This window comes from Polaromonas sp. P1_F1 (genome assembly GCF_056405795.1).
Window position 1 is genome coordinate 387,243 of record NZ_JBFUBJ010000003.1, and the last position, 26,122, is coordinate 413,364.

The following is a 26,122-nucleotide window of genomic DNA, read 5'->3' on the forward strand; positions in this document are numbered from 1 at the left end:
ATGCCACCCGGGAGGCAGCCAAACCTTCACACCCCTGATTTTTAAGCGAAATATGCCTCTAGCCCCCGAAAAACTTGCGCAAGCAGCTATCGAATTAATAGCAAGGCGAACCACGGGAAAGGCGGGCCCACGCTTGCCCGGCAGCAGCCGCCCTGTCGACCTGGAAGACGGCTGGCTGATACAGCAGGAAGTCACCCGCCGGCTGGGCCAGCCGGTGGCTGGCTGGAAGGCCTCACCGCCCAGCCCCGGCAAGCTGGTGGCCGCGCCCATTTACCAGCCCGCCCTTTGCCGCGCAGCGATCTGCTCTGTCCCCTTTCCCCTGGGTGCCACCGCCGTGGTGGTTGAACCAGAGCTGGCTTTTGTGATGGCCAAAGACCTGCCTTCGCGCGGGCAGGCCTACACCGAGACCGAGGTGGATGCGGCGATTGGCTCGGTCCATGCCGCGCTGGAAATCTGCGCAAGCCGCTACACCGACCACAGCAGCCTGCCTTTTCCCGAACTGCTGGCTGACGGCGTGGTCAACAACGGCCTGTGGCTGGGGCCTGAATTGGGCGGGCCCGATGTCTCGGCATTTGAATTGACCTGGCAAGTCGCCGGGGAACCGGCGCAAACCGCCGAAGCCACGCACCCGAACGGCGACCCGCGCACACCGCTGTACTGGCTGGCCAATTTCCTGAGCGAACGCGGCATCGGCCTGCTGGCCGGCCAAGCGGTGATCACCGGCTCCTATGCCGGTGTACTGACGTTGCCCCTCGGAAAGCGCACGCAGTTTGACTACGCGGGCCTGGCCCGTTTTGAGGTGGAATTTCGCAACCCGTAACCTGAAGTAAATAGGGCAGGAAAGGTCCGGAAACGGCCAACCGCTTCAGCCCGGCTTGCTAAGCTGTGCGCCTCGATTCTCCAATCACACCAACAACGACGGAGCCGCCATGCAAGTCCTTCACCACCAACATTTCGCCCAACTTCACCAGGCGCCCCACGGCGTTTTGCTGCTGCCCAATGCCTGGGACGCTGCCAGCGCCAAAATCTTTGAGGGTTCCGGCGCCAAAGCCGTGGCCACCAGCAGCGCATCGCTCGCCTGGGCCTGCGGCTATGCCGACGGCGGCGCCTTGCCGCCCGACGAGTTGCTCGATGCCGTCGCCCGCATCACCCGCGTCTTGAGCCTGCCGCTGACCGTCGACATGGAAGACGGCTACAGCGAAAGCCCCGCCGAGGTGGGCCGCCTGGCCGCCGAGCTGGTCGCCGTAGGTGCGGCGGGCATCAACCTCGAAGACAGCAGCGGTGCGCCCGAGCTACTGGCGGAAAAAATCCGCGCCATCCGTGCAGCGCTCAAAGGCGCATCACTGTTTATCAACGCCCGCACCGATGTCTACCTGCGCAAGCTGAAAGTCGAAGGCACACCGGCCCAGGCCAGCATCACCCGCCTCAAGCTGTACCAGCAAGCCGGGGCAGACGGCTCCTTTGTGCCCGGCCTCACGGCCTTGCCTGACGTGCGGGAAATCTGCGAAGCCGTCAGCCTGCCGCTGAACCTGATGGCCATGCCCGGGCTGCCGGCCATTGCCGACTTGCAGGCCGCCGGTGTGCGGCGCGTCAGCGTAGGGCCGGCGCCTTTCCAGGTGGCTTATGAACACGCCCGAACCAGCGTTGAAGCCTTGCTGAAACAGGACCTGTCGCCGTTGCTCGGCCCCAAGCTGGACTATTCGGCGATGAACACCTTGTTGAACACGCCACGCTAGAGCGCACAGGCGTTTGCCCGCTATCGCCTGTATTCCTTTGGGGATCAGGCGATTTTTCATTTATTTCATCTTTTTTGTCTTTTTTGTCTTTTTTGGAAGAGGCGCGTCACAAACGGCAAAGCTCAATCGTCAATACGGTGTGACACCCAACTTTTAAACTCTTTTTTAAAGGAAACACCATGACTGCCCCTACCGCTAACACCGCCGCCAACACCGCCCCCGTCCGTATTGACCTCGCGATTCCCGACGTTTACCCCGCCTTGCTCAAGGTCAGTGAAACCATTGGCGCCCAGGGCCTGGACAAAAAACTGCACCACCTGATTCACCTGCGCGCCTCGCAGATCAACGGCTGCGCCTTCTGCGTGAAGATGCACCTGCGCGAAGCCCGTGAAGACGGTGAAACCCAGGACAGACTGGACCGCCTCGTCGTCTGGGCCCACGTCAACGACTTCAGCGAAGCCGAGAAAGCGGCACTGGCCTGGACGGAAGCACTGACCACGCTAGACCACAAGACCGACTACGCCAGCCTGCGCGGTCGCCTGCGCCAATCGTTCAGCGACAAGGAAATCGGCGCGCTGACCGCTACCATCGGCATGATCAACCTCTGGAACCGCATCCAGGTCTCGGCACACTGAGCAAAGCAAGGCAAGGCGCGCGCAATGCAAAACATCGACCCCACCGCCGTGTTTGAAGAAAGGCGCAGGCATTTGTTTGGCCTGGCCTACCGCATCCTCGGTTCACGGGCTGATGCCGAAGACGCCGTGCAGGACGTCTTCATCAAATGGCTGGCGGCCGACTACGCGAGCATCGCCACGCCGGCTGCCTGGCTCACCGCCATCTGCACGCGCCACTGCATCGACATGCTGCGCGACGCCCAGCGCAGCCGGGTCGACTATGTCGGCACCTGGCTGCCCGAACCCATCCACACGCAAACCGAAGACACGCCCGAAACACATGCCCTGCTGGCCTCATCGCTGAGCATGGCCTTTTTGCTGCTGCTCGAACGCCTCACGCCCAAAGAGCGCGCTGCCTACCTGCTGCATGAGATTTTTGAGACACCTTACGCCGAAGTGGCCGAGATGCTGGACATGGAAGAAGCTGCCTGCCGCAAGCTGGTCTCGCGCGCCAGCACCAGCATCGCCCAGGGAAAAGTCCGGCACGTAACACCGCCCAAGGTGCAGGACGACCTGCTCACCGCTTTTCGCGAAGCCATCACCGCCGGCAGCACCGAATCGCTCGCCAGCCTGCTCTCGGACGACATCGCACTGAGCACCGACAGCGGCGGCAAGGTCAGCTCGGTTGAAGGCATCTTCCAGGGCAAGGGCAGCGTGCTCACCCTGCTGACGACGCAACTGGCCCGCTACTGGGCCCACTACGAATGGGTGCCCTGCGAGATCAACGGCGGCCGCGCCATCCAGCTGCGGTCGAGCACCGGCGAGATCGCCGCCGCCATCACCTTCGCCTACAACGACGACGGCAAGGCCAACAACATCTTCATCATGCGCAACCCGGACAAGCTCGACGGGCTGGCCTTCGGGCCCGAGGCGCTGGAATGAACAGCACCTCAAGCAACACATCAGGCACCGCTCCCACAGGCTGGATGGCTCTGCTGACCGGCGTCAACGCCATCCGCACGCTGGCGCTGGTCGGCGGCGTCGCGCTGCATGCCATCAACCTCTACATCGGCACCACCATCCTGCCGTCCGTCGTGCGCGACATTGGCGGGCTGGAGTTCTACGCCTGGAACACCGCCCTCTTTGTAGTGGCCTCCATCATCAGCGCCGCCATGGCGACGCAGGTGCTGGGCAAGCTCGGGCCGCGCTTTGCCTATGTGCTCGGCGCTGCGATCTTTGCTGTGGGCTCGCTCGCCTGCTCGCTGGCGCCTTCCATGCCCGTCATGCTGGCCGGTCGTGTGGTGCAAGGCTTTGGCGGCGGGCTGTTGCTGGCCCTGCCCTACGCGATGATCCGCCTGCTGTACGACGAAGCCTTGTGGTCCAGGGCCATCGGCCTGTTGTCGGGCATGTGGGGCGTGGCCACCCTGGTCGGGCCGGCCATAGGGGGCGTGTTTGCCCAGATGGATGCCTGGCGATGGGCGTTTGGCGCGCTTATTCCCGCAGCGGCACTGTTCACCGTGCTCGCCGTCTGCGTGATTCCCCGGCACAACACGGCCAGCAGCCCGCCGACATCCGTGCCGTGGATGCAGTTGTTCCTGCTGGCCGGTGCGGTCTTCGCCGTTTCAGCTGGCAGCGTCAGCACACAAGTCATGTGGAATGCGGCCGGTGTGGGTGCAGCGGTTGCGCTCAGCGCCTTGCTGGTCATCGTCGACAAGCGCGCCGCCAACCGCCTGCTGCCGCAGGATGCGTTTCGCCCCGGAGTGCTGGGCGCCCTTTACCTCGCCATGGGGCTGCTGGGCATGACGGTCACCAGCACGGAGATTTTTTCACCCTTGTTTTTTCAGGTCCTGCATGCCCAGACACCGCTTGTCTCAGGCTACCTCGCCGCCATCATGTCGGCAGGCTGGACGCTGGGCTCACTCATCAGCTCAAGCGCCACCGGCACCCGGGCCAGCCTGGCCATCCGCGTTGCACCAGTGCTGGCACTGGCGGGCCTGGTGGGCATGGCAGTGCTGATGCCCGCACCCAGTAATGGCGGCTGGCCCGTGCTGGCGCCAATCTGCGCCGCCATGGTGGCTGTGGGTTTTGCCGTCGGTATCGCCTGGCCGCACCTGAGCACGCGTGTGCTGCAGATTGCGCCATCTGGCGAAGAAGACCTGGCTGCCTCTTCCATCATGACGGTAGAGCTGTTTGCCACCGCCATGGGCGCCGCCCTGGCCGGCATGGTCGCCAACCTCGGGGGCCTGACCAACCCCGGTGGTGTACCCGGAACGGCGGGCGCGGCTCAGTGGCTTTTCGCCGTGTTCGCCCTGGCACCCGCGCTGTGCCTGCTGACTTCACGGAAAACGGCGAAGCCAGACCCGCCTGCCCTCAGGCAGACAGCCAACAGCGCCGCATAAGGTGTGAGGCGTGAAAAAGCCGGCGCACCCGCAAAGGATGCACCGGCTTTACACCGAGGTTGGCGTCTTGCTTACTTCCGCGAACGCAGCGCGTCAACGCTCCATGCACCACCGCCGGCAGCGGCAAAGAACAAAAACACAAAGCAGAACAACACGGCCGACTCGCCGCCATTCAGCATCGGCGCCGCCACAAAGCCTTTAGACGCATGGCCAATGAAATAGGCAAATGCCAGCAAGCCCGACAACACAAACGCCACAGGCCGCGTGAACAGCCCAATCAACAGCAACGCACCGCCAAAGAGCTCCAGAATGCCGGCAAAGCCGATCAGCGACAACACCTGCAGCCCGTCGAAATAGGCCACGTGGGGAAAGCCCAGCAGCTTGGCTGTGCCATGCTGAATAAGCAAATAAGCAGAAACAATGCGAAGCACCGAGAGTGCGCGTGAAGTCAGTTGGTCGTTTTGGGCAAAGGCCATGAGATTCCCTCCGTTAAAAGGGTGTCTGACAGGCCTGTAGCAAAAAAGTTCAGTGCCGCTGCGCAAGTTTCTGCCGGGACTTGGGGCCACCCGATGCGGGGCTTGCGATGCTCGCCGAACTTTTCTCGGTCAGCAGTTGAACCAGGTGCTGCCGGATCACCGAGGTGATGTGCTCGCGCTTGCCCTGCTCCAGCATGCCGATCAGCCGTGTCGGTGGCCGGCCCGGCAGCGGCAGCACACGCAGAAGCGCATCGTTGGCCCAGTCGGCGTTCTTGACATGCGGCACGATGGTGACGCCGACGTTCTGGCGCACCAGGTCGATGATGGCCGAGAGCGAGCTGAGCTCCAGAAAGTCCTGCGGCACCAGGCCCAGCTTGCGCAAGGTCTGCTCTATGCGGATGCCGCTGGGCGTGCGCCGGTCAAAGCGCAGGAAGGGTTGCTCACGCAGCAGTTTTTTGAAGTCGGTGCCCGGCGGCGCTGCCTGGGAGCTCGCGACCACTGTCAGCGGCTCGGTGTACAGCGGCGTCCAGCGCATGCCCTTTCGCTCCTGCGGCGAGTCGTCGACGAAGACCGCCGCGTCGAGTTCACCGCTCTTGACACTGCGCGCCAGGCCGCTGGACTCCTGCATGACCAGCCGCACATTAAGACGCGGGTAGAGCGGCTTCATCCTGACGACGGTGTTTGAGAGCAGCCCCATCGCCGTGACGATGGAGCCCACCGTCACGGTGCCGGCGATCTCTCCCTCGCCGTCCAGGCCTTCGCGCATCTCGTCGTAGTACCCGACGATTTTTTCCGCATGCGCCACCAGCGCGCGGCCCCCGTCCGAAAGCACCACACCGCGCCCCGAACGCTCGAAAAGCACGGTCTTGAGCTCGGTCTCCAGCGCGCGCATCTGCAGCCCCACCGCGGCCTGTGTCAGCGCGACGCGATCGGACGCTGCGGCGAACGAGCCGCCCTGTGCGACAACCAGAAAGGTCTTCAAAAACCGGATCGTGCTCATGCGCGCACCGCCCCAATACAAAAGAATAACTTTAGCATCTCAAAACATAATATAGATATATTTTTCAAACCGGATGGAGAACAATCCGCCTTAACAGGGTTGTGTGACGGACACATGTCTCCCGCCGCAACGGCGCATCTCCCTCGAAACGCGCGGCTTTTCCGGGCTTCTGCAGCAGCAGCCCGGCCGCTTGGATGGCTTGTTTTTTGGGGCGATGATTTATGTCTGATGCACTCCTGGCGAATACCGGCACGGCTTCACCACTCTCATTTGGGGAGAAACGGGCGGCAGCCATTTACGACCTGGGCCACAGCACGATATTTGCATCGCGCACCGACCCGCGCTTTTCCTATTGCACCTATGCCCCGCCGCACCTGGGTGAGTCCAGGCAGCCCATGCAGCTGGTGGTCGTGGTGCACGGCACCGGCCGCGCTTTCACCGAATACCGCGATGCCTTCGCCGCATTCGCCAAGTGGAACGACTGCATCGTGCTGTGCCCGCTGTTCCCGGCCGGCCCACAGGGAGACGGCAACCGCGACGGCTTCAAGCACCTGCGCGAAGCCGACATCCGCTACGACCAGATCCTGCTCAGCATGGTCGACGAGGTAGCCCTCAAGTTCGGTTGCGACTTTTCAAAGTTCGCGCTCTTTGGCTATTCCGGCGGCGGTCAGTTCGTCAACCGCTTCGGCCTGCTGCACCCCGAGCGCCTCTGGGCTCTCTCCATAGGCGCGCCAGGCTCGGTGACTCTCATCGACCACCAGCAGGACTGGTGGGTGGGCGTGCGCGACTTCGAAAAACGCTTCGGCAAACCGCTGAACCTTGCGGCCCTCAAAGCCTTGCCGGTGCACATGGTGGCCGGCAAGGCCGACATGGAAACCTGGGAGATCACCCACCGCGAAGGCGGCAAGTTCTACATGGCCGGCGCCAATGACGCGGGGCGCACGCGCCCCGAGCGGCTGGAGACCTTGCGCCAGTCCTTTGTGCAGGCCGGCGTCAACGTCACGCTGGACCTGATCGACAACGTTCCCCACGACGGCCTGGCCTGCGTCGACACGGTGCAGGACTTCCTCGCGACCGTGCTGCGCGACGTCCGGAAAAAAGCGGCGGGCCGGGCCCAGTGATGTCACGCCAACCTCAAACCTGAAGACTGACCATGCTGCGTTTTGCGCTGTCCCGTCTTTTCATGGCCATACCGACGCTGCTGATCGTCGCGGTGGCGGTCTTTGTGCTGATCCGGCTTATCCCCGGCGACCCGGCGCAGCTGCTGTTGGGTGACCTCGCCGACCCGGTGCGCCTGGCCGACTTGCGCGCCCAGCTCGGGCTCGACAAAAGCTGGCCGGTGCAGTTCGGCATCTGGGGCCGGCACGTGCTGGGCGGCGACCTGGGCGTGTCCATCAACACCGGCGAGCCCGTGTTGCACCTGGTGTTGAGCCGTTTCCTGGTCAGCGCACAGATTGTGCTCATTGCCGTGCTCTTCGCCACCCTGGTCGCGGTGCCCGCCGGCATGATCGCCGCGTGGAAGCAAAACCGCCTGCCCGACCTGATGCTGGTCGGCACCGCCACCCTGCTGGTGTCCATCCCTACCTTCTGGCTCGGCCTGTTGCTGCTGCTCTTCTTTGGCCTGAAGCTCGAATGGCTGCCCGTGGTCGGCTATGTCTCGATCATGAGCGACTGGAAGTCGGGCCTGCTGTACCTGCTGATGCCCATCCTCACGCTGTTCCTGCATGAAATCGGCGTGCTGATCCGCATGGCCAGGGCCAGCACACTGGAAGTGCTGCGGCTGGACTACATCACGCATGCGCGCGCCAAGGGCCTGTCGGAGCGTGCTGTGCTGGTGCACCATGCGTTCCGCAACTCCTTCGGCCCGACCTGGACTTTGATCGGCCTCGTCCTGGGCAACCTGCTGGGCGGCGTGGCGGTTGTTGAAACCGTGTTCACGATTCCCGGCCTGGGCCGCCTGCTGGTCGACGCGATCTTCGCGCGCGACTACCCGGTGATCCAGGGTTGCCTGCTGCTGGTTGCCGTGATCTATGTCATCACCAACCTGGTCATCGACCTCTGCTATCCGATCTTCGACCCCAGGGTGCTGGCCGAATGAAAAAATTCCTTACCCCTCAGGCCCTGATCGGCCTCGTCATCGTGGGCCTGATCCTCGCGGCGGCCGTGCTGGCCTTCTTCTGGACGCCGCACGAGCCGCTCAAGATCAACTTCCTGGCGCGCCTCAAACCACCCAGCGCCACCTATTGGCTGGGCACCGACGAGTTCGGCCGCGACGAACTCTCGCGCCTCATGGCCGGGGCCTCCAACAGCGTCTGGATCAGTTTTCTCACGGTGCTGCTCTCTATCACCGCAGGCACCGCCATCGGCGTGCTGACGGGCTTTGTGCGCGGCTGGACCGACCGCATCATCATGGCCTTTGTCAACGCCCTGCTGGCCTTCCCCGGCCTGTTGCTGGCGCTGGCGCTGCTGGCCGTCTTCGGCGCCAACAAGTACGGCATCATCCTGGCGCTGGGCCTGGCCTACACGCCCTCGGTCACCCGCATCGTGCGCGGCACGGTGATGTCGCTGCGTGAAAAAGAATTCATCGAATCCTCGCGTGTGCTTGGCAATTCGGAGCTCTACACCATGTTCCGCCATGTGCTGCCCAACTGCGTGGCGCCACTCACGGTGCTGGCCACTTCGATGTTCGGCTGGGTCATCCTGGCGGAGAGTTCCCTCTCCTTCCTGGGCCTGGGCGTGCCGCCGCCCGCGCCCACCTGGGGCAATATGCTGGCCGCCGCCCGGCCCTTTATGGCGCAGGCAACTTACCTTTCCATCTTCCCGGGCCTGTGCATTGCGCTCACGCTACTGGGCATCAACTTCCTGGGCGACGCGGTGCGTGACCTGCTGGATCCGCGCATGAGGGGCGTCGAATGAACCACCTTGTAGATGTCTCGGCCTTAAGCCTTTCCATCGGCAAGGGCGGCCGCGAAATCGTGCGCAATGTGTCCTTCACCGTCGCGCCCGGCGAGATCGTCGGCATCGTCGGTGAATCCGGCAGTGGCAAGACCCAGGCGGCGCGCGCCATCATGGGCCTCACGCCGCTGCCGCTGGTGCGCAGCGCAGGCCGTATTCTGTTTGAAGGCGAGGACATGGCGGCGGCCGGCGATGCGCGTTTGCGCCAGCTGCGGGGCGCGCGCATAGGCATGGTGTTCCAGGAGCCCATGACTTCGCTCAATCCGTCAATGACGATTGGCCGGCAGCTTGACGAAGGCCTGGCGCTGCACCGGCCCGAGCTCTCGCCGGCCGCGCGCCGCGACAAGGCTTTGGCCATGCTCGCGCGCGTCGGCATCACCGACCCGCAGGCCGCGCTCGCCGCATGGCCACATGAATTTTCAGGCGGCATGCGCCAGCGCATGATGCTGGCCTCTGTCATGCTGCTGGAGCCCGCGCTGCTGATCGCCGACGAACCGACTACTGCCCTGGACGCGCTGGTGCAGCGTGACGTGCTGGAGCTGATGGTTGGCCTCACGCGCGAACACAACACCGCCGTGCTGCTGATCAGCCACGACCTGCCCATGGTTGCGCGCTACACCCAGCGCATGATCGTCATGCAGCAGGGTGAAGTCGTTGAGGCCGGCGACACCGCTGCCTTGCTGGCCGGCCCGAAGCAGGACTACACCCGCAAGCTGCTGGAAGCCATCCCGCGCCGGCAAGCCGCGCGCACGATTGCCGACGAACAGCCCGTCATCGAAGTGCGCAAGCTCGTATTCGACTACCCCGGAAAGCGCAAGTTGTTCGCCAAATCCACGGCCAAGCGCGTACTGCACGGCATCGACCTGGTGGTGCGCCCGCGCGAGATCGTCGCAGTGGTGGGCGGCTCCGGCTCGGGCAAAACCACGCTGGGCCGCGCGATTGCCGGCTTGCTCAAGCCGACCGAAGGCGACATTCGTTTTCGCGGCCGTTCGATTGCGCGCAGCGACGCGGGCTGGCTGGACTACCGGCTCAACTGCCAGATGGTGTTCCAGGACCCGTACTCGTCATTGAATCCGCGCATGAGCATTGGCCAGCTGGTCGGTGAAGGGCTGCGGCTGGTGCCCGGTCTTTCATCCGCCGAGCGGCAAACACGCGTAGCGAAGATGCTGGACGAAGTCGGCCTGGAGCCGCGGCATGCGGCGCGTTACGCACATGAACTCTCGGGTGGCCAGCGCCAGCGCGTGGCGATTGCCCGCGCGCTGATACGCGAGCCGGCTTTTGTGATTGCCGACGAGCCGGTGTCGGCACTCGACGTGACCGTGCGCGCCCAGGTGCTGGCGCTGCTGGCCGAGCTGCAGGAGCGCCATGGCTTTGCCTGCCTTTTCATCAGCCACGACCTCGGCGTGGTCGAGCAGGTGGCCGACCGCGTGATCGTGATGCAGGCCGGCCAGATCATCGAGCAGGGCAGCCGCGACGAGGTGTTCGACAAGCCGCAGCACGCCTATACACGCAAGCTGCTCTCCGCGATTCCTGCGCTCACGCCCACAGGCCAGGGCGGCATGCAGCTCAAGTGGCGCTTTGACGAACCCGATACGCCGGCAGGCGCCCTGAACCCCTTACACCCTCTTCCGGTCTGATCTTTAAGGAGCTTTTCATGCTTTCCCTTCGATTGAAATTTCTGGCCGCCGCCATGCTCGCGGCCTGTTCCGCGGCCCAGGCCCAGACCCCACAAATCGTGGTCGCGCAGCCGGCAGACATCCGCTCGACCAACCCCGGCGTGAACCGCGACAACACCACCGACGGTGTGGTGCTCAACATCGTCGAAGGCCTGGTCGCGTACCACGAGAACGGCACCGTCGGCCCGCTGCTGGCGCGCTCCATCGTCACCAGCCCCGACGGCCTGACCTATATCTTCAAGCTGCGCACCAACGTGAAGTTCCACAATGGCGAGCCCATGACTTCGGCCGACGTGCTGTGGAGCTGGAAGCGCTACATGGACCCCAAGACCGACTGGCGCTGCCTCAGCGAATTTGACGGCCGCTCCGGCGTCAAGGTGACTTCTGTCACGGCCCCCGACGCACAGACCGTGGTCATGCAGTTGGACAAACCCTCGGCCGTGTTCCTCGACAACCTGGCCCGCACCGACTGCGGCATGACGGCCGTCCTGAACAAAAAGTCCGTCAAGGAAGACGGCAGCTGGGACAAGCCCATCGGCACCGGCCCCTTCAAGTTTGAAGAATGGAAGCGCGGAGAGTACGTCACGCTCAGCGCATTTGCCGACTACCAGTCGCCCCCCGGCACCAAGCCCGACGGCTACCTCGGCCTCAAGAAGCCGCTGGTTGGGCAGGTCAAATTTTTGACCGTGCCCGACATGTCGACCTCCAAGGCCGGCCTGCAGTCCGGCGCCATCGACGCGGGCCAGATCACCTCGTCCGACGTGCAGGAGCTCAAGGCGAATAAAAATCTCAGCGTTGTCGCCGCAGTGGACGCGGGCAAGAACACGCTGCTGATGCAGACCAACGACCCGCTGCTCAAAGACGAGCGCATCCGCCAGGCCATCGCGCTCTCGCTTGACATGAACCAGCTTGTCGCGGCCGCGTCCGAAGGCCTGGCCCGCGTCAACAACTCGGCCATCCAGGACACTTCGGCCTTCTACACAGCGGCCCAGAAAAAAGGCTACCGCCACGACCCGGCCAAGGCCAAGCAGCTGCTGAAGGAAGCCGGCTACAAGGGCCAGCCCATCGTGATCCAGGCCAACAAGCGCGCGCACGTGCCCAGCTTCTCGGTCGCGGTGATGAGCCAGGCCATGATGCAGGCCGTGGGCATCAACGCCCAGATCGAGGTGCTCGAATGGGCAACCCAGCTGGACCGTTACAACAGCGGCAACTACCAGATGAGCTCCTTCACCTATTCGTCGCGCCTGGACCCGGCCCTGAGCTATGAGCAGTTCTCAGGCAACAAGGCCAAGCAGCCGCGCAAGGTGTGGGACGACCCGGCCGCGCAAAAGCTGATCGACCAGAGCTTCGCCGAAGCGGACCCCAAGAAACGCCAGGCCTTGTTTGACCAGCTGCACGCGTTGATGATCGCCAAGACGCCGCTGGTCATCCTCTACAACGTGACCGATTCGTGGGCTGTGCGCAAGCGCGTGAACGGGTTCACGGTGTGGGAAGGCAAGCCGCTGCTCTGGAATACAAAGCTGGCCGCCAAGTAAGTCATTCCAGCATCACCTCTCGGTCGCCTTGCACGCAGGCCCGCGCGCAAGGCATGGACAGGCACGCCTTGCGGCGGTCGTCATCTCTCTTCACGCAACTTCTTACGGCAGCCCAGCATGGCAAACATCAAACAATTCCCCTTTATCTCCGTCTCCGGCAGCCCGCATGAACGCGGCCTGCAGTACGGGCGGCAGGCCGCCGACCGGGTACGTGGCAGCGCGCGCCTGTACGGCCAGACGCTGGTCAACCTGGGCTACAGCGAACAGGCACGCGCGCGCTTGATCGACTTCTTCGCCAAGGAAATCGGCAACTTCGCACCCCACTACATCGACGAGATGCGCGGCATCGCCGAGGGCGCAGGCGTGGACTTCCAGGACATCGTGATGATCAACGCCCGCACCGAGGTGCTGGCCAAGGCCCGCGCCGAGAAGGTCACACAGGCCGACCAGGAGCCGGGCGACGGCTGCACCGGCGCCCTCATCCTGCCCGAGCGTTCGGCCAACGGCAACCTGCTGCATGGCCAGAACTGGGACTGGCGCGCCGAGTGCGTCGAGACCTCCGTCGTGCTGCGCGTGCGCAACGACAACGGCCCCGACTTCCTGACCTTTGTCGAGGCCGGCGGGCTCGCCCGCAGCGGCTTCAACAGCGCGGGCGTGTCCATCACCGCCAACTACCTCGAGTCAGACCGCGACTTCAAGCAGCTGGGCGTGCCGCTCTCGCTTATCCGCCGCAAGGTGCTGGAGCAGGAGATTTTCTCGCTGGCCATGAAGGCCGTCGCCGCCACACCCAAGTCCTGCTCCAACAACATCATGCTGGGCATGTCGCAGGGCTTTGGCATCGACTTTGAATGCACCACCAATGAATCGTTTCCAATTTACCCCGGCGCCGACAACCTGATCGTGCACGCCAACCACTGGATGAGCCCGGTCGCCCTGAGCAAGCTGGTGGACATGGGCATTTCCCAATCACCCGACAGCCACTACCGCGACTGGCGCGTACGCAAGCTGCTGAACCAGCAAGACAAGCTGGGCCGCCAGGAATTGAAGAACGCGTTTTTCGACAACTTCGGCCTGCCCTACTCCGTCTGCCGCCCGCCCCGCATCGGCAGCCACGACAACCTGTCGGCCACGGTCGCCATGGTCATCATGGAACCCGCAGTGGGGGAAATGGAAGTGGCGCCCCTGCCGGCCCTGAACAAGGTGTTCACCTGCTACAGCCTGACGGAAGAGCCCAGGATTTCTGCCTGAGCGCATCGCGCAGCCCCTTTGCAGGATTGCTGCTGCCAACGGATCGAGGTACTGAGCGGTCGGGTTCAAGGCTTTGGCTCGCTTGACAACTTGTCTGCAAAGTAAGGCAAAAGAAATAGGAGGAGGCATAGGCGTGCTTCCTGCCCTTGGCGCGGCGCGGCAGTGGCGGCAACCGACTCTCCACCAAGCCTGTTTCCTACAGCGCAATCGGCCCTGCTCCGGGATGCTGGCGGTTTACTTCGCCACTCCCCACTCCCTCCTTCCTAAAGGACAAAGGCAGAAGCCATGGAAAGCCCCACCGATGCACTCACCATCTCCCGGCGAGGTATCCTGATCGCTAGCGCCGCTTCAGCGGCTGTGACCACTATGCCATCAGACGCCACCGCAGCCCCCTCTTCACCGCTCGCCGCACCTGGCTCCGTCCCTCAGGGGCGCGTGACCATCGAGGTCAACGGCACGGCCCACACCCTGAACCTGGACACACGCACCACGCTGCTCGATGCCTTGCGCGAGCATCTGCACCTTACCGGCACCAAAAAAGGCTGCGACCATGGGCAGTGCGGCGCCTGCACCGTGCTGCTCGACGGCCAGCGCATCAATTCCTGCCTGACGCTGGCCGTGATGCATGAGGGCAGCAAGGTGACCACCATCGAAGGGCTGGGAACCTTGCAGCGCATGCACCCGCTGCAGACAGCCTTCGTCAAGCATGACGGCTATCAATGCGGTTACTGCACGCCGGGCCAGATCTGCTCCGCCGTCGGCGCACTCGACGAGCTGCGCCGGGGCGTCCCCAGCCACGTCAGCGCGGACATCACCGCTCGGCCGCTGCTCTCGCCCGACGAGCTTCGGGAGCGCATGAGCGGCAACATCTGCCGCTGCGGCGCCTACTCCAACATCGTTGAAGCCATCACTGAAGTGGCGGGGGCGCAGGCATGAAACCCTTCACGTATGAACGCGCCAGCTCGCCGGCGCAAGCCGCCGCGGCGGTGGCCCGCAACCCGGCAGCAAAGTTCATCGCAGGCGGTACCAACCTGCTTGATTTGATGAAGTTGCAGATCGAAGCGCCTGCGCACCTGGTCGACGTGAATGGCCTGGCGCTGGACAAGATTGAGGCAACGCCCGAGGGCGGCCTGCGTGTGGGCGCGATGGTTCGCAACACCGCGCTGGCCTCAGACGAGCGCGTGCGGCGCGACTACGGCGTGCTGTCGCGGGCCTTGCTCGCCGGTGCCTCGGGCCAGCTGCGCAACAAGGCGACCACCGCCGGCAACCTGCTGCAGCGCACACGTTGCCCCTACTTTTACGACACCGACCAGCCCTGCAACAAGCGCCGGCCAGGCAGCGGCTGCAGCGCCATCGGGGGCGTGAACCGCCAGCACGGCATCATCGGCACCAGCCAGGCCTGCATCGCCACCCACCCGAGTGATATGGCCGTTGCCATGCGGGTGCTGGACGCATCGGTAGAAACCGTGCGGGCCGACGGGCGTGCGCGCGTCATTCCGATTGCCGACTTTCACCGGCTGCCAGGCGATACGCCACACATCGAAACCACGCTGGAGCCCGGTGAGCTGATCACCGCTGTGACACTGCCGCGCCCGGCCGGCGGCGTGCACATCTACCGCAAGGTGCGTGACCGCGCCTCTTACGCCTTCGCGCTCGTTTCCGTGGCGGCCATCGTGCAGCGTGATGGCTCCGGCAAGGTCGCCCTGGGCGGCGTAGCACACAAGCCCTGGCGCGTTGAAGCCGCGGAGGCCGCCATGCCGCAAGATGCGCGGGCTCTTGCGGCCGGCGTGCTGGCCGGCGCAACGCCGACACATGACAACGCCTTCAAATTGCCACTGGCAGAGCGAACCATCGCCGCCGTGCTGGCCCAGGCGAGGAGCGCATCGTGAAATTCGACACCCCTGCCACCACCAACCCCATTGACCAGCTCAAGGTCATCGGCAAGCCCACCGACCGCATTGACGGCCCGCTCAAAACCACCGGCACCGCACCCTATGCCTACGAGCGCCACGACGCCGCACCGGACGCGGCTTACGGCTACGTCGTAGGCGCCGGCATCGCCAAGGGCCGCATCGCGTCGATGGATTTGCGCGCGGCCCGCACCGCGCCGGGCGTGCTGGCCATCATTACCGCAGAGAACGCTGGCAAGCTCACCAAAGGCAGCTTCAACACCGCCAGGCTGCTGGGCGGGCCGGAGATTGAGCACTACCACCAGGCCGTGGCGCTGGTGGTGGCCAACACGTTTGAGCAGGCGCGCGCCGCCGCGCAACTGGTACGCATCGTCTATGAGAGCATGCCAGGCAAGTTCAACCTGGCGTCTGAAAAAGACGGCGCGCCACTGGCCAAGGCGTCTGATTTTTCGGGTGAACCTGAAACCAAGGTGGGCGATTTCGCGGGCGCCTTTGCCACCGCGCCTGTGCAGCTGGACGCCACCTACACCACGCCCGACCAGTCGCACGCCATGATGGAGCCGCACGCCACCATCGCAGCGTGGACGGGCGACAAGCTCACGGTCTGGACAGCCAACCAGATGATCGACTGGGGCGTGGGCGATCTGGCCAAAACGCTGGATATTCCCAAAGCCAACGTCAGGCTGGTGTCGCCCTTTATCGGCGGGGGCTTCGGCGGCAAGCTTTTCCTGCGTGCCGATGTGCTGCTGGCCGCGCTGGGCGCGCGCGCGGCGGGGCGGCCGGTCAAGGTTGCGCTGCAGCGGCCGCTGATGATGAACAACACCACCCACCGGCCGGCCACCATCCAGCGCATACGCCTGGGGGCGGGACGCGACGGCAAGCTCACTTCCATCGGCCATGAGGGCTGGTCAGGCGACCTGCCAGGCGGCGGGCCCGAGACCGCAGTGAACCAGACGCGCCTGCTTTACGCCGGCGCCAACCGGATGACCGCCACACGGCTGGCCGTGCTGGACCTGCCCGAGGGCAATGCGATGCGCGCACCGGGCGAGGCGCCCGGCCTGATGGCGCTCGAGATCGCGATGGATGAAATGGCCGGGAAGCTGGGCATGGACCCGGTGGAGTTCCGTGTCCTCAACGACACGCAGGTAGACCCTGAAAAACCCGACCGTGCTTACTCCCAGCGCCAGTTGATCCAATGCCTGAGAACCGGCGCGCAAACCTTCGGCTGGAACCGGCGCGTAGCCAAACCGGGCCAGCTGCGTGAAGGGCGCTGGCTGGTGGGCCTGGGTGTCGCCTCGGCTTTTCGCAACAACCTGACGATGACGTCTGGTGCACGCGTGCGGCTGGACAACACCGGCCTTGTCACTGTTGAAACGGACATGACCGATATCGGCACCGGCACCTACACCGTCATTGCGCAGACCGCCGCTGAAGTCATGGGCGTGCCGCTGCAAAAGGTGTTTGTGCGGCTGGGCGACTCCGCCTTTCCCGTGTCGGCCGGCTCGGGCGGGCAATGGGGCGCCAACAGCTCCACGTCGGGCGTGTACGCCGCCTGCATGAAGCTGCGCGAAGCCGTCGCCAACAAGCTGGGAATGTCCCAGGGCGACATCACGTTTGCCGACGGCATGGTCAGCGCGGGTGGCCGCACCGTTCCACTGGCTGAAGCTGCCGGCGCTGCGGGCCTCGTCGCCGAAGACACCATAGAGTTCGGCGACCTTTCCAGGAAAGTCCAGCAGTCGACCTTCGGCGCGCACTTTGTGGAAGTGGGCGTTGACATCTACACCGGCGAGATTCGCGTGCGGCGCATGCTGGCCGTCTGCGCCGCGGGCCGCATCCTCAACCCCAAGAGCGCGCGCAGCCAGGTGATAGGCGCGATGACCATGGGCGTGGGCGCGGCGTTGATGGAAGAACTCGCCGTCGACAAGCGTCACGGCTTTTTCGTGAACCACGACCTGGCGGGCTACGAGGTGCCGGTGCATGCCGACATTCCGCACCAGGACGTGATCTTCCTGGAAGAGACCGACCCGACCTCATCGCCGATGAAGGCCAAGGGCGTGGGTGAACTCGGTATCTGCGGCGTTGGCGCGGCGGTGGCCAATGCGGTCTACAACGCCACCGGCGCGCGGGTGCGCCACTACCCGATCACACTGGACAAAGTGCTGGACAGCCTGCCGGCGCTGGTGTGAGCGCCGGCGCGCCTCATCACGCCGGCGGTGGGTGTGGAAAACACCTTAAAAACGCCTGTTTCAGGCATAAAAAGTGCCTGAAACCCAATCAGGACGGGCGCAAGCAGCTCCTGATTTAATAGCGCCTCTGTTCAACCCCGAACCCCCTTGCGCAAGCCCACCGGCGAGCGGAACGGTGGCCCGCCGCACGGCTGGAACAAGTCCTACACAGCTGCGTGTTCGCGCGCACTAGGATCGGTTTTACCTGTGAATCCGTTCCGTACTGACGGTGCCATGTCAACCCGCTCTTTTCGCCTCGCCACACGGCTGATCCTGGCGTCAGCCCTGGCCGCTGCCTGCCTGGGCACCGTTGCGCAGGACAAAGCCGCAGGCACGCTGCCGCAAGTCACCATCGCCGCCAAGGCAAACCGCGACCCCGTCGAAAAGTCCTACCGCAAGATGATCCGCGGCATGGACCTTTTCGAGAAGCAGCGCGCCGCCATGGCGCCCAACGCGTCGCTTCGCTTCAAACTCTTGCCGCGCAAGCGCGAAACGGAGATGGACCGTATCGAGATGGAGGTCATCGGGACGACCGTGGCGTTTGATGTGGCGGTGGCGCCGGACCATACCTTTACGCTGGAGCGTGACCCCAAGGCGTTTGACGAGAACGCACAGGTGATTCCGAACCGGAAGGCGCAGACCATGACGTGGCGCACGGAGATACGCACGCCGGGCCTGCCGCCCAACACGCGGCGGCTGGGAGACTTGCGGCTGGAGTGCCAGGTGGGCATGGAGGCGGGCCTGGTGTCGAACACCACCAACGTGATCGGCCGGCTGGCGCGGGTGATTCTGGACACACCCGCCTATTGCGACAGGAAGGCGCCGCTTTATCTTTTCTTTGCAGACCGGCCCTTGTTCAGCGTGGCCATGGTGAACGGCGCGCGGCGGGAGATTCTTTCCATCGACAAGCTGTATGCCGCCGCCAGCGACGACCCCAACCTGAACAGCGACCTGCCGTATTGCGACTGCGAGGTGCTGGTAGACCGCACTTACGTGCTGCCGCTGGGCGACCGGAGCTGGCCGGACGACACGCTGGTGGAGTTTGAGTACATGGATGGGCCGTGATGAAAACCCTGCCCCGTCAAACGTTGCGGCATGCCGGTGCGATGCTGCTTGCCTGCCTGTGGCTGGCCGGCTGCGCGGGCCCGGGGGGATTGTTCGGCTCGCAAGAGGCGCCGCCGCCTTTTCGCGACCCGGCGATGACGATGGAAAGCGCGCAGGGCGCCATCGTGGCCGGGCAGTCCACCAAGGCCGATGTGGTGGCAGCACTGGGCGACGCCGCCACGTCGGTGAAGTTCGACAGCGGATTCGAGGTGTGGGTCTACCGGAAAAAAACGCCGCAACCCACTGCGGCCAACCCGGAGCTGGTGATTCTGTTCACACCGGGCGGCGTTGTGAAAAAGACGCGGATTCGCCCGGTGTATTCGGCCGACGCGGCTTACGAAGAGCGCAAGGAGTGACTGCGCAATTGATCCCGGGCCCAGCCCGCCACCTCAGACCGGAATCACGGTCGTCTCGAACACTTCCTTGAGGCACACAAAGGTGCGCACCTGCCGCACGCCTGGCAGGGCTACAAGCTGGGCGCTGTGCATCTCGTTGAACGAGTCGATGCTTTTGATGCGCAGCTTCACAAAATAATCAAACTCGCCGGTCACCAGTTGCACCTCAAGGCAACCCGTGAGGCCGGCGGCGGCTTTTTCAAACGCGGCGAATGAGTCGGTGGTGGAGCGGTCGAGCACGACACCGATGATGACCAGGCCGTTGTAGCCCAGCGCACGCGGGTTGACCAGCACCACGGTCTTGCGGATCAGCCCCAGCTCCTTGAGCCTGGCCACCCGCCTGGAGCAGGCCGGTGCGCTGAGGTTGGTTTTTTCGGCCAGCTGCATGTTGGGCAATGAGGCGTCCTGCTGCAGCAGCTTCAGGAGCTTGCGGTCTACCCGGTCAAGTTCTTTTTCCATTGGGAGATTGTACAAATCTTGCATTGAATGGCAATTCAGCAAAATAAATTGTGCATTTATTCGATTCAAAGATTCCTGAGTCGATTTATTCGCTGAAGTATGCAATTCATTCCACGGCCCGGGCGATACGATTTGATTCAGGACTGCACCCAAACCTTTACCCACATGCCCTCCTTCTTTGCGGCCATTTCAGTCTACGCACAAGGGCTTCAACCGAGAAACACTGCCATGTCTACCCCGCTTCAGTATCCGCTCCAGCTTCAGAAATTTGCAAAACACTCCCTGACCTTCGGGCCCAGCCCGATACAGCCGCTCAAGCGCCTGAGCGCCCACCTGGGCGGCAAGGTCGAGCTGTTTGCCAAGCGCGAAGACTGCAACAGCGGCCTGGCGTTCGGCGGCAACAAGACGCGCAAGATGGAATACCTGATCCCCGAGGCGCTAGAGCAGGGCTGCGACACGCTGGTGTCGATCGGTGGCATCCAGTCCAACCAGACGCGCCAGGTCGCGGCGGTGGCGGCGCACCTGGGCATGAAGTGCGTGCTGGTGCAGGAGAACTGGGTCAACTACTCCGACGCGGTGTATGACCGCGTGGGCAATATCGAGATGTCGCGCATCATGGGCGCCGACGTGCGCCTGGACGCGGCCGGTTTTGACATCGGCATCCGCCCGAGCTGGGAGCAGGCGATGGAAGACGTGCGCAAGAAGGGCGGCAAGCCCTTCCCGATTCCGGCGGGCTGTTCAGAGCACCCGTATGGCGGCCTGGGTTTTGTCGGCTTCGCCGAAGAAGTGCGCGCGCAAGAGGCCGAGCTGGGCTTCAAGTTTGATTACATCGTGGTGTGCTCCGTCACCGGCAGCACGCAGGCCGGCATGGTGGTGGGCTTTGCGGCAGACGGCCGCGCCGACCGCGTGATCGGCATCGATGCGTCGGCCAAGCCCGCACAAACCCACGCGCAGATTTTGCGCATTGCGCAGAACACCGCCAAGCTGGTGGAGCTGGGCCGCCCCATCACCGAAAAAGACGTCGTGCTCGACACCCGCTACGGCGGCCCTGAGTATGGCCTGCCATCCGAAGGCACGCTGGAGGCGATACGGCTGTGCGCCCGCCAGGAGGGCATGCTGACCGACCCGGTGTACGAAGGCAAGTCGATGCAGGGCATGATCGACATGGTGCGGCGCGGGGAGTTTCCGGCCGGCTCACGCGTGCTGTATGCGCACCTGGGCGGCGTGCCGGCGCTCAATGCCTACAGCTTCCTGTTCCGCAACGGTTGAACATGGAACGGCCTGCAGCATTGACCGTGGCGCTGGCAACCCGGCTGATGGAAGCCTTGTGCGCAGCGCCGCGTGACGCGGAGGCACCCGAGAGCGCCGGCATGCCCCTGCTGCGCGCGGCACTGAATGACCCTGCCGTGCACACCGTGGTGCTGGCCATCAGCAAAAACGGGCCGGCTGCCAGCCTGGTGCAGGTGATACGGCAGCCGGACACGCTGCATCAATGGGTGGAACTGGCCTGCATCTGAGCGTGACGTCAGCGTTTTGCTATCAATTAAATAGCTGCTCGCGCATGACTCTATTGGGTTACAGGCCTTTTTTATGCATCAAAAGCGGGCTCCGGAGGCCTTTTTCCGCGGCCCAGCGCCTGCCTCCACACGCTAAAACCGCTTGAAAAAGACCATTTTCAAGCATAAAAAGTGGCTGTATCCCAATAGAGTCATGCGCGAGCAGCTATGTTTTTAATAGCATTCGTCGGCTAACGACCTCTAGATCCGGTCCTTCCAGCGCTGCATTTCCCATGAGGGCAAACCTCGGAGGTCGCCGACCTTCGCGCTCTGGAATTCCGTGATGGCGGGTTTGGCGCCCAGCCGCTCGTAGGCCTGTTTGGCGATCGGTGCGGTTTGCACGAACACACTTTTCACCTGCGCCCAGCTCAGGGGTTGCGGGATGATTTTTGCGCCTGCAATCATTTTTCCTGTGGCAAACAGCGACAACGCGTCGCCTTCGGTCGACCACACCCAGCCCCGGCGAAACACCACGTCATCGCGAACCACCCTGGCGCCATCCGCCGGAGACAGGCCCCAGTAGGACTTGACCAGCTGCGACACCGCCTCCGGGTCGGCCTCACTGAGTGCATGCACAGCTTCCTGTTGCGCCAGCAGGAAAGCCTGCACAAGGTTCGGGTGCTTTTCCACAAGGCTGTTATGCACGATGCGGAAGGACCGGTGCAGGTAGTAGCCGTCCGGATAGAAAGGCGAATTCTTCACCGAGGGCAACAAGATGCCGGCGCCCATGCCGGCCGGCCCCTCGTAATGGGCTTCTGTGTAGCCGTGGGAGTTCATGATGGCCACCGTGCCCGTTCCGGTGGCCTGCGCCTTCAGAAAGGCCGGGTACACCGCCAGCGTGGCGTCCACCCCGCTGGGCACCTGCGCCGCTTCGGGCAAGGTCGGCAAGTGCACCATGCGAATGCCGTGGGCGGCAGGGTCGGGGTTGCCCAGCTCATAGCGCAGGATTTGCGTCAGCGCGTTGTAGGGGTCGCCGCCCAGCACGGTACCAACTGTCTTGCCCTTGAGGTCTTGCACATTGCGGATGGGCGAGTCCTTGCGCGTGCACAGCACAAAGCGCAACCGCCCTTCCGCCACCGACGCCAGGCTGAACGGAAGCCTGGCCAGGATGCCGCCCAGCGTTGCTGTGTTGCCCCACAGCGCCATGTCGAGCTGGCCGGCGGTGAGTGCGTCTACCTGCGGAGCGCCCGTCTGGTAGATGCGGTAGTCCACCGTGAGGTCGTAGCCGAACTCCGCGGCATATTTTTCAAACAGCTTTTTGCCGATCATGTATTGCGTTGTCGGCGAATTGCCAGCCGCCCACGGCACCCAGCCAAATGACAGCGTGAATGGCTTGCCCGCCTGGGCGCGAACAATGCCCGCGGCCCCCAGTGCGCTGCCGGCCAGGCCGGCGCTTTGGCGCAACCAGTGCCTGCGCGTCAACATTGATCTGCCGGTCATCGGCTCTCCTTTTGGTTGGGGGTTGCCCGCGAAAGGCACGGCGCCGGGCCGCGGATTTCCGCCTGAAACAAAAATCAACGCCCCCGGGTTGGCAAGCTCCGGGTTCGCTAGGTCCGGTCCTTCCAGCGCTGCATTTCCCATGAGGGCAGGCCGCGAAGGTCGCCGACCTTCGCGCTCTGGAATTCCGTGATGGCGGGTTTGGCACCCAGCCGCTCGTAAGCCTGTTTGGCGAGCGGTGCAGTTTGCACGAACACACTTTTCACCTGCGCCCAGCTCAGGGGTTGCGGAATGATTTTTGCGCCCGCAATCATTTTGGAGGTGGCGAACAAAGCCAGCGCGTCGCCTTCGGTGGACCAGGCCCAGCCGCGGCGGAACACGACTTCGTCACGAACCACCTTGGCGCCATCCGCCGGCGACAGGCCCCAGTAGGACTTGACCAGCTGCGAGACGGCTTCCGGGTCGGCTTCGCTGAGAACGCTCACGGCCTCCTGCTGCGCCAGCAGAAAGGCCAGCACGAGGCTGGGGTGTTTTTCCACGATGTTGCTATGCACGATGCGGAAGGAACGATGCAGGTAATAGCCGTCTGGATAGAAAGGCGAATTCTTCACCGAGGGCAGCAGGATGCCGGCGCCCTTGCCGGCTGGCCCGTCGTAATGCCCTTCGGTGTAGCCGTAGGAGTTCATCACAGCCACCGTGCCCGTGGCCTGCGCTTTCAGGAAGGCCGGGTACACGGCCAATGTGGCGTCCACGCCGCTGGGCACCTGCGCCGCTTCGGGCAAGGTGGGCAGGTGCACCATGCGGATGCCATGGGCGGCCGGGTCGGGGTTGCCCAGCTCATAGCGCAGGATTTGCGTGAACGCGTTGTACGGGTCAGCGCCTACCAGTGTGCCGACCGTCTTTCCCTTGAGGTCCTGCACGTTGCGGATGGGCGAGTCCTTGCGCGTGCACAGCAAAAAGCGCAGCCGCCCTTCCGCCACCGACACCAGGCTGAAAGGAAGCTTTGCCACGATGGCGCGCAGCGTCGGCGTGTTGCCCCACATGGCCATGTCGAGCTGGCCGGCGGCCAGGGCCTCGACCTGCGGCGCTGCCGCGGGGTAGGCGCGGTAGTCCATGGTGAGGTCGTAGCCAAATTGCGCCGCGTGTTTTTCGATCAGCTTTTTGTTGATCATGTGCTGCGTGATCGGCGAGTTGCCCGCCGCCCACGGAACCCAGCCATAGGACATCGTGAGCGGCTTGCCTGCCTGCGCGCGGGCAAGCTGCGCCAGCCCCACCGTCGCTGCGCCGGCCAGGCCGGCACCCTGGCGCAGCCAGTGCCTGCGCGTCAACATTGATCTGCCGGCCATAAAGACCCCTCTTTCACATGAAGAACAGCCACGCGGACCCGACGGTGCAAACCTGCAGCTCACACGGCCGGCAGGCTCACGCCCTCGTGTTTCGCAGGGTGTTCGTGGTCTATTCTTTCCAGGAGCTCATACACCTCGCACAGCTCATCCTTCGGGCCTAGCGGTACTGTGGCCACCAGCCTGAAACGGAAAAACCGCGCGGCCGCAAGCGCCACCGCGCGGCTGGCGGCGATGTTCACGCCCAGCGCATTGGCCTGCCGCGCCAGCGCCCGGGCCCGGTCCAGCGGTGCGCCCACTGCGGTGAAAGTCAGGTGATCCCAGGTGCCGAAGTTGCCGACTGTGGCATTGCCAAAATCCAGGCCAAAGCGCGGTGGCTTGACCGGCACGTCCAGGCCTTCGGCCAGCGCCTGCATGGAGTCCACCGCGCGCAGGGCCGCCTCGCAGGCATAACCGGCCGGGTTAGACACATTGAGCGGCGTGTTCCACAGCGCGACGGCGGTGCAGCTTTCGTAGCGGTCCATCATGCCCTTGCCCTGCGCCACTTCCACCGCCAGGATCTGCAGGTAGTGGTCGGCATTCGGCGACCAGGTCATGGCCGTGGCGTGGTCGTCGTCCAGCGCGGCGCACAGCACCGCCAGCTCGCGTTGCTCGACGCCGGCCTGCGGCGTCAGGCGGTTGGCAATGAAATGCTGCACCAGCGGCCGCGGCACGTAACGCGAAAAGCCCTGCAACGCGATGCGTGCCAGCGCCAGCGATTCCTGCAGCCGGCGCACCTCGGCGATGTCGCTGTCCTGGGGAATGTCGCTGTCGAATTCAAATTGCCGGATGTGCCTGGCCGAGCGCACCAGGTTCTTCAGGGGCCTGGCCAGCCGGTTGGCCATCCAGAACAGCATGGGCATCAGCAGTACCAGCCCGGCCACGCCCACCCCCAGCAGCATCCACCGCATACGCCGCACCTGCGCCAGCAGCAGGTTCTGGTCAGACACCAGGGCCACATAGGCCTTGCGGCTGAACACGCCTTCGATCGGCATCACCACCGCGGCAAAACGCTGGCCGTCGGCGCCATCGATCGAATGAATCGGCGTATCTTTCAGAGAGGCCTGTGTCATCAGCGGCGGCAACGCGGCATACAAGGGGTCATTCAGCGCGGCAAGGCTCACGGGCCGCCCGGACGCCAGCAGACGGCGAAGGCGGTCTGCATCGGACCAGCCCCAGACGCGGCCCTGCTCATCAAAGAGGATCAGCTCGGCATGGCTCTCCTGACTGCGCGCACGCAGAAAATCCGAGAGGCCCGCGACCGTGAACGTTACTGCCGCGACGCCGCCCTTCGGCCCGCTGAGCGGCCGCGACAACGCCATGCCGAACTCCGCCGGAAGCTGCAGCATAAAAGGATCGGTGGCCTGGAAGGTGCCCAGGTTCAACTCGCTCACCCCCTCGTACCAGGGCCTGCTGCGGGGGTCATAGCGGTTGCCCCAGGGACGCCGTTCGCTGGCGATGGCGGTCATTTGCTGGTCGTAAAAAACCCATTCCTCCACCCGCTTTTCGTGTTCGTCGACCCGGATGATCTGCTCCGCGTAGCGGGCTTCCGGCAGCGATTTAGCCCAGGCCCGGTCGCGTTCGGTGCGCAGCACCATGCTCTGCAGGTAACTGCCGTCCGGATAACCGAACACCAGCGAGGCGATCTGGGGATAGCGGTTTTGCATCGACATCTGCATGCGCTGCACTGAAATGTCGTTCTCGCCTTCGAGGCCGGCGTGCGGGTCATTGGTAGTGGCTTCCAGCCAGGCGCGGGCCGGTTCCTGAAAGCGCAGCAGCTGCTCCTGCGTGCGGCGGCCCAGTTGCTCCAGCTCGCGCTGCGCGCCGTCCAGCACGATGCGGCTTGCGGCCAGCTCGGCCAGCACCATGAGCGCCACAACAAGCACCGTGCCCAGCGCGGCGTAGGTCCAGAACAGGTGGGAGCGAATCGACCTGGCGTGAAAAGTCAGCAACTTCAACTTTTTCAAGCGTGTCCCCCTGCTGTGCTTGTTTGATCGCAAGATACGCTGCAGTAA

At 64.1% G+C, this 26,122-nt stretch carries 24 protein-coding genes; 18 read left to right on the top strand and 6 right to left on the bottom strand.

What is annotated here, in order from left to right; translation table 11 throughout:
- The first annotated feature begins 52 nt into the window (after nt 1-52).
- The 5 genes from AC1DZE_RS11175 (at nt 53) to AC1DZE_RS11195 (ending at nt 4,749) form a co-directional block, all read left to right on the top strand.
- The gene (locus tag AC1DZE_RS11175; RefSeq protein ID WP_477700033.1) at nt 53-820 is read left to right on the top strand and encodes a 2-keto-4-pentenoate hydratase; all 768 of its coding nucleotides are present in this window, start codon (nt 53-55) and stop codon (nt 818-820) included.
- A gap of 109 nt (nt 821-929) precedes the next feature.
- A complete protein-coding gene (locus tag AC1DZE_RS11180; RefSeq protein ID WP_477674255.1) occupies nt 930-1,736 on the top strand; it encodes an isocitrate lyase/PEP mutase family protein in 807 nt (268 codons plus the stop codon).
- Nucleotides 1,737-1,915: 179 nt separating this feature from the next.
- Nucleotides 1,916-2,371, top strand: a complete 456-nt coding sequence (locus AC1DZE_RS11185) for a carboxymuconolactone decarboxylase family protein (RefSeq protein ID WP_477674256.1) — start codon at nt 1,916-1,918, stop codon at nt 2,369-2,371.
- A gap of 24 nt (nt 2,372-2,395) precedes the next feature.
- On the top strand, nt 2,396-3,292 hold the full coding sequence (locus AC1DZE_RS11190; RefSeq protein WP_477669937.1) for a sigma-70 family RNA polymerase sigma factor: 897 nt from the start codon (nt 2,396-2,398) through the stop codon (nt 3,290-3,292).
- Nucleotides 3,289-4,749: an MFS transporter gene (locus tag AC1DZE_RS11195; protein WP_477669938.1), complete on the top strand. Its 1,461-nt coding sequence runs from the start codon at nt 3,289-3,291 to the stop codon at nt 4,747-4,749. Before AC1DZE_RS11190 ends, AC1DZE_RS11195 begins: the two co-directional genes overlap by 4 nt.
- 71 nt (nt 4,750-4,820) lie before the next feature.
- Here the strand turns inward: AC1DZE_RS11195 and AC1DZE_RS11200 are convergent, their stop codons facing one another.
- Both AC1DZE_RS11200 and AC1DZE_RS11205 read right to left on the bottom strand, forming a co-directional pair.
- Nucleotides 4,821-5,225, bottom strand: a complete 405-nt coding sequence (locus AC1DZE_RS11200) for a DoxX family protein (protein WP_477669939.1) — start codon at nt 5,223-5,225, stop codon at nt 4,821-4,823.
- Nucleotides 5,226-5,274: 49 nt separating this feature from the next.
- Nucleotides 5,275-6,225, bottom strand: coding sequence for a LysR substrate-binding domain-containing protein (locus AC1DZE_RS11205; RefSeq protein ID WP_477669940.1), 951 nt, complete (start codon nt 6,223-6,225; stop codon nt 5,275-5,277).
- A 221-nt stretch (nt 6,226-6,446) separates the two neighbouring features.
- Here AC1DZE_RS11205 and AC1DZE_RS11210 point away from each other — a divergent pair, with 221 nt between their 5' ends.
- The 11 genes from AC1DZE_RS11210 (at nt 6,447) to AC1DZE_RS11260 (ending at nt 19,234) form a co-directional block, all read left to right on the top strand.
- On the top strand, nt 6,447-7,346 hold the full coding sequence (locus tag AC1DZE_RS11210; protein ID WP_477700034.1) for an alpha/beta hydrolase: 900 nt from the start codon (nt 6,447-6,449) through the stop codon (nt 7,344-7,346).
- A gap of 32 nt (nt 7,347-7,378) precedes the next feature.
- Complete coding sequence (locus AC1DZE_RS11215) at nt 7,379-8,323, top strand: ABC transporter permease (RefSeq protein WP_477673261.1); 945 nt, start codon at nt 7,379-7,381, stop codon at nt 8,321-8,323.
- On the top strand, nt 8,320-9,141 hold the full coding sequence (locus AC1DZE_RS11220) for an ABC transporter permease (protein WP_477700035.1): 822 nt from the start codon (nt 8,320-8,322) through the stop codon (nt 9,139-9,141). Before AC1DZE_RS11215 ends, AC1DZE_RS11220 begins: the two co-directional genes overlap by 4 nt.
- Nucleotides 9,138-10,817: an ABC transporter ATP-binding protein gene (locus AC1DZE_RS11225; RefSeq protein ID WP_477672681.1), complete on the top strand. Its 1,680-nt coding sequence runs from the start codon at nt 9,138-9,140 to the stop codon at nt 10,815-10,817. The genes AC1DZE_RS11220 and AC1DZE_RS11225 overlap by 4 nt, the downstream gene beginning before the upstream one ends.
- 17 nt (nt 10,818-10,834) lie before the next feature.
- Nucleotides 10,835-12,391 carry an ABC transporter substrate-binding protein gene (locus AC1DZE_RS11230; protein ID WP_477700036.1) on the top strand — a complete coding sequence of 519 codons (1,557 nt, stop codon included), beginning with the start codon at nt 10,835-10,837 and terminating at the stop codon, nt 12,389-12,391.
- A 117-nt stretch (nt 12,392-12,508) separates the two neighbouring features.
- Entirely contained in the window at nt 12,509-13,639 is a 1,131-nt protein-coding gene (locus AC1DZE_RS11235; protein ID WP_477672683.1) for a C45 family autoproteolytic acyltransferase/hydolase, read from the top strand.
- A 285-nt stretch (nt 13,640-13,924) separates the two neighbouring features.
- Complete coding sequence (gene paoA / locus AC1DZE_RS11240) at nt 13,925-14,575, top strand: aldehyde dehydrogenase iron-sulfur subunit PaoA (RefSeq protein WP_477672684.1); 651 nt, start codon at nt 13,925-13,927, stop codon at nt 14,573-14,575.
- Nucleotides 14,572-15,528: an FAD binding domain-containing protein gene (locus AC1DZE_RS11245; protein ID WP_477700037.1), complete on the top strand. Its 957-nt coding sequence runs from the start codon at nt 14,572-14,574 to the stop codon at nt 15,526-15,528. The genes paoA and AC1DZE_RS11245 overlap by 4 nt, the downstream gene beginning before the upstream one ends.
- On the top strand, nt 15,525-17,735 hold the full coding sequence (paoC, locus tag AC1DZE_RS11250; RefSeq protein WP_477700038.1) for an aldehyde oxidoreductase molybdenum-binding subunit PaoC: 2,211 nt from the start codon (nt 15,525-15,527) through the stop codon (nt 17,733-17,735). Before AC1DZE_RS11245 ends, paoC begins: the two co-directional genes overlap by 4 nt.
- Nucleotides 17,736-18,008: 273 nt before the next feature.
- The gene (locus AC1DZE_RS11255; protein WP_477671754.1) at nt 18,009-18,839 is read left to right on the top strand and encodes a hypothetical protein; all 831 of its coding nucleotides are present in this window, start codon (nt 18,009-18,011) and stop codon (nt 18,837-18,839) included.
- Nucleotides 18,839-19,234 (top strand): hypothetical protein, encoded by a 396-nt coding sequence (locus AC1DZE_RS11260; protein ID WP_477671753.1) that lies wholly within the window; start codon nt 18,839-18,841, stop codon nt 19,232-19,234. Before AC1DZE_RS11255 ends, AC1DZE_RS11260 begins: the two co-directional genes overlap by 1 nt.
- Nucleotides 19,235-19,267: 33 nt before the next feature.
- Here AC1DZE_RS11260 and AC1DZE_RS11265 read toward each other — a convergent pair whose 3' ends face one another.
- Nucleotides 19,268-19,732 carry an Lrp/AsnC family transcriptional regulator gene (locus AC1DZE_RS11265; RefSeq protein ID WP_477647589.1) on the bottom strand — a complete coding sequence of 155 codons (465 nt, stop codon included), beginning with the start codon at nt 19,730-19,732 and terminating at the stop codon, nt 19,268-19,270.
- Nucleotides 19,733-19,960: 228 nt separating this feature from the next.
- Here AC1DZE_RS11265 and AC1DZE_RS11270 point away from each other — a divergent pair, with 228 nt between their 5' ends.
- Entirely contained in the window at nt 19,961-21,001 is a 1,041-nt protein-coding gene (locus tag AC1DZE_RS11270) for a 1-aminocyclopropane-1-carboxylate deaminase (RefSeq protein ID WP_477669956.1), read from the top strand.
- Between the two features lie 2 nt (nt 21,002-21,003).
- Nucleotides 21,004-21,249: a hypothetical protein gene (locus AC1DZE_RS11275; protein WP_477669957.1), complete on the top strand. Its 246-nt coding sequence runs from the start codon at nt 21,004-21,006 to the stop codon at nt 21,247-21,249.
- A gap of 240 nt (nt 21,250-21,489) precedes the next feature.
- Here the strand turns inward: AC1DZE_RS11275 and AC1DZE_RS11280 are convergent, their stop codons facing one another.
- The 3 genes from AC1DZE_RS11280 to AC1DZE_RS11290 form a co-directional block, all read right to left on the bottom strand.
- The gene (locus AC1DZE_RS11280; RefSeq protein WP_477671751.1) at nt 21,490-22,728 is read right to left on the bottom strand and encodes an ABC transporter substrate-binding protein; all 1,239 of its coding nucleotides are present in this window, start codon (nt 22,726-22,728) and stop codon (nt 21,490-21,492) included.
- A 107-nt stretch (nt 22,729-22,835) separates the two neighbouring features.
- Nucleotides 22,836-24,071, bottom strand: a complete 1,236-nt coding sequence (locus AC1DZE_RS11285; RefSeq protein ID WP_477700039.1) for an ABC transporter substrate-binding protein — start codon at nt 24,069-24,071, stop codon at nt 22,836-22,838.
- Between the two features lie 59 nt (nt 24,072-24,130).
- Entirely contained in the window at nt 24,131-26,074 is a 1,944-nt protein-coding gene (locus AC1DZE_RS11290) for a hypothetical protein (protein ID WP_477669960.1), read from the bottom strand.
- Nucleotides 26,075-26,122 lie beyond the last annotated feature (48 nt).

What these genes read in the sequence shown, in the direction of transcription:
- AC1DZE_RS11205 (WP_477669940.1), bottom strand. Translation starts at nt 6,225, where the DNA reads ATGAGCACGATCCGGTTTTTGAAGACCTTTCTGGTTGTCGCACAGGGC.
- AC1DZE_RS11270 (WP_477669956.1), top strand. Translation starts at nt 19,961, where the DNA reads ATGTCTACCCCGCTTCAGTATCCGCTCCAGCTTCAGAAATTTGCAAAA.
- AC1DZE_RS11225 (WP_477672681.1), top strand. Translation starts at nt 9,138, where the DNA reads ATGAACCACCTTGTAGATGTCTCGGCCTTAAGCCTTTCCATCGGCAAG.
- AC1DZE_RS11175 (WP_477700033.1), top strand. Translation starts at nt 53, where the DNA reads ATGCCTCTAGCCCCCGAAAAACTTGCGCAAGCAGCTATCGAATTAATA.
- AC1DZE_RS11255 (WP_477671754.1), top strand. Translation starts at nt 18,009, where the DNA reads ATGTCAACCCGCTCTTTTCGCCTCGCCACACGGCTGATCCTGGCGTCA.
- AC1DZE_RS11180 (WP_477674255.1), top strand. Translation starts at nt 930, where the DNA reads ATGCAAGTCCTTCACCACCAACATTTCGCCCAACTTCACCAGGCGCCC.
- AC1DZE_RS11220 (WP_477700035.1), top strand. Translation starts at nt 8,320, where the DNA reads ATGAAAAAATTCCTTACCCCTCAGGCCCTGATCGGCCTCGTCATCGTG.
- AC1DZE_RS11265 (WP_477647589.1), bottom strand. Translation starts at nt 19,732, where the DNA reads ATGGAAAAAGAACTTGACCGGGTAGACCGCAAGCTCCTGAAGCTGCTG.
- AC1DZE_RS11195 (WP_477669938.1), top strand. Translation starts at nt 3,289, where the DNA reads ATGAACAGCACCTCAAGCAACACATCAGGCACCGCTCCCACAGGCTGG.
- AC1DZE_RS11260 (WP_477671753.1), top strand. Translation starts at nt 18,839, where the DNA reads ATGAAAACCCTGCCCCGTCAAACGTTGCGGCATGCCGGTGCGATGCTG.
- AC1DZE_RS11200 (WP_477669939.1), bottom strand. Translation starts at nt 5,225, where the DNA reads ATGGCCTTTGCCCAAAACGACCAACTGACTTCACGCGCACTCTCGGTG.
- AC1DZE_RS11215 (WP_477673261.1), top strand. Translation starts at nt 7,379, where the DNA reads ATGCTGCGTTTTGCGCTGTCCCGTCTTTTCATGGCCATACCGACGCTG.
- AC1DZE_RS11185 (WP_477674256.1), top strand. Translation starts at nt 1,916, where the DNA reads ATGACTGCCCCTACCGCTAACACCGCCGCCAACACCGCCCCCGTCCGT.
- AC1DZE_RS11285 (WP_477700039.1), bottom strand. Translation starts at nt 24,071, where the DNA reads ATGGCCGGCAGATCAATGTTGACGCGCAGGCACTGGCTGCGCCAGGGT.
- AC1DZE_RS11235 (WP_477672683.1), top strand. Translation starts at nt 12,509, where the DNA reads ATGGCAAACATCAAACAATTCCCCTTTATCTCCGTCTCCGGCAGCCCG.
- paoA (WP_477672684.1), top strand. Translation starts at nt 13,925, where the DNA reads ATGGAAAGCCCCACCGATGCACTCACCATCTCCCGGCGAGGTATCCTG.
- AC1DZE_RS11210 (WP_477700034.1), top strand. Translation starts at nt 6,447, where the DNA reads ATGTCTGATGCACTCCTGGCGAATACCGGCACGGCTTCACCACTCTCA.
- AC1DZE_RS11190 (WP_477669937.1), top strand. Translation starts at nt 2,396, where the DNA reads ATGCAAAACATCGACCCCACCGCCGTGTTTGAAGAAAGGCGCAGGCAT.
- AC1DZE_RS11280 (WP_477671751.1), bottom strand. Translation starts at nt 22,728, where the DNA reads ATGACCGGCAGATCAATGTTGACGCGCAGGCACTGGTTGCGCCAAAGC.
- AC1DZE_RS11230 (WP_477700036.1), top strand. Translation starts at nt 10,835, where the DNA reads ATGCTTTCCCTTCGATTGAAATTTCTGGCCGCCGCCATGCTCGCGGCC.
- AC1DZE_RS11275 (WP_477669957.1), top strand. Translation starts at nt 21,004, where the DNA reads ATGGAACGGCCTGCAGCATTGACCGTGGCGCTGGCAACCCGGCTGATG.
- AC1DZE_RS11245 (WP_477700037.1), top strand. Translation starts at nt 14,572, where the DNA reads ATGAAACCCTTCACGTATGAACGCGCCAGCTCGCCGGCGCAAGCCGCC.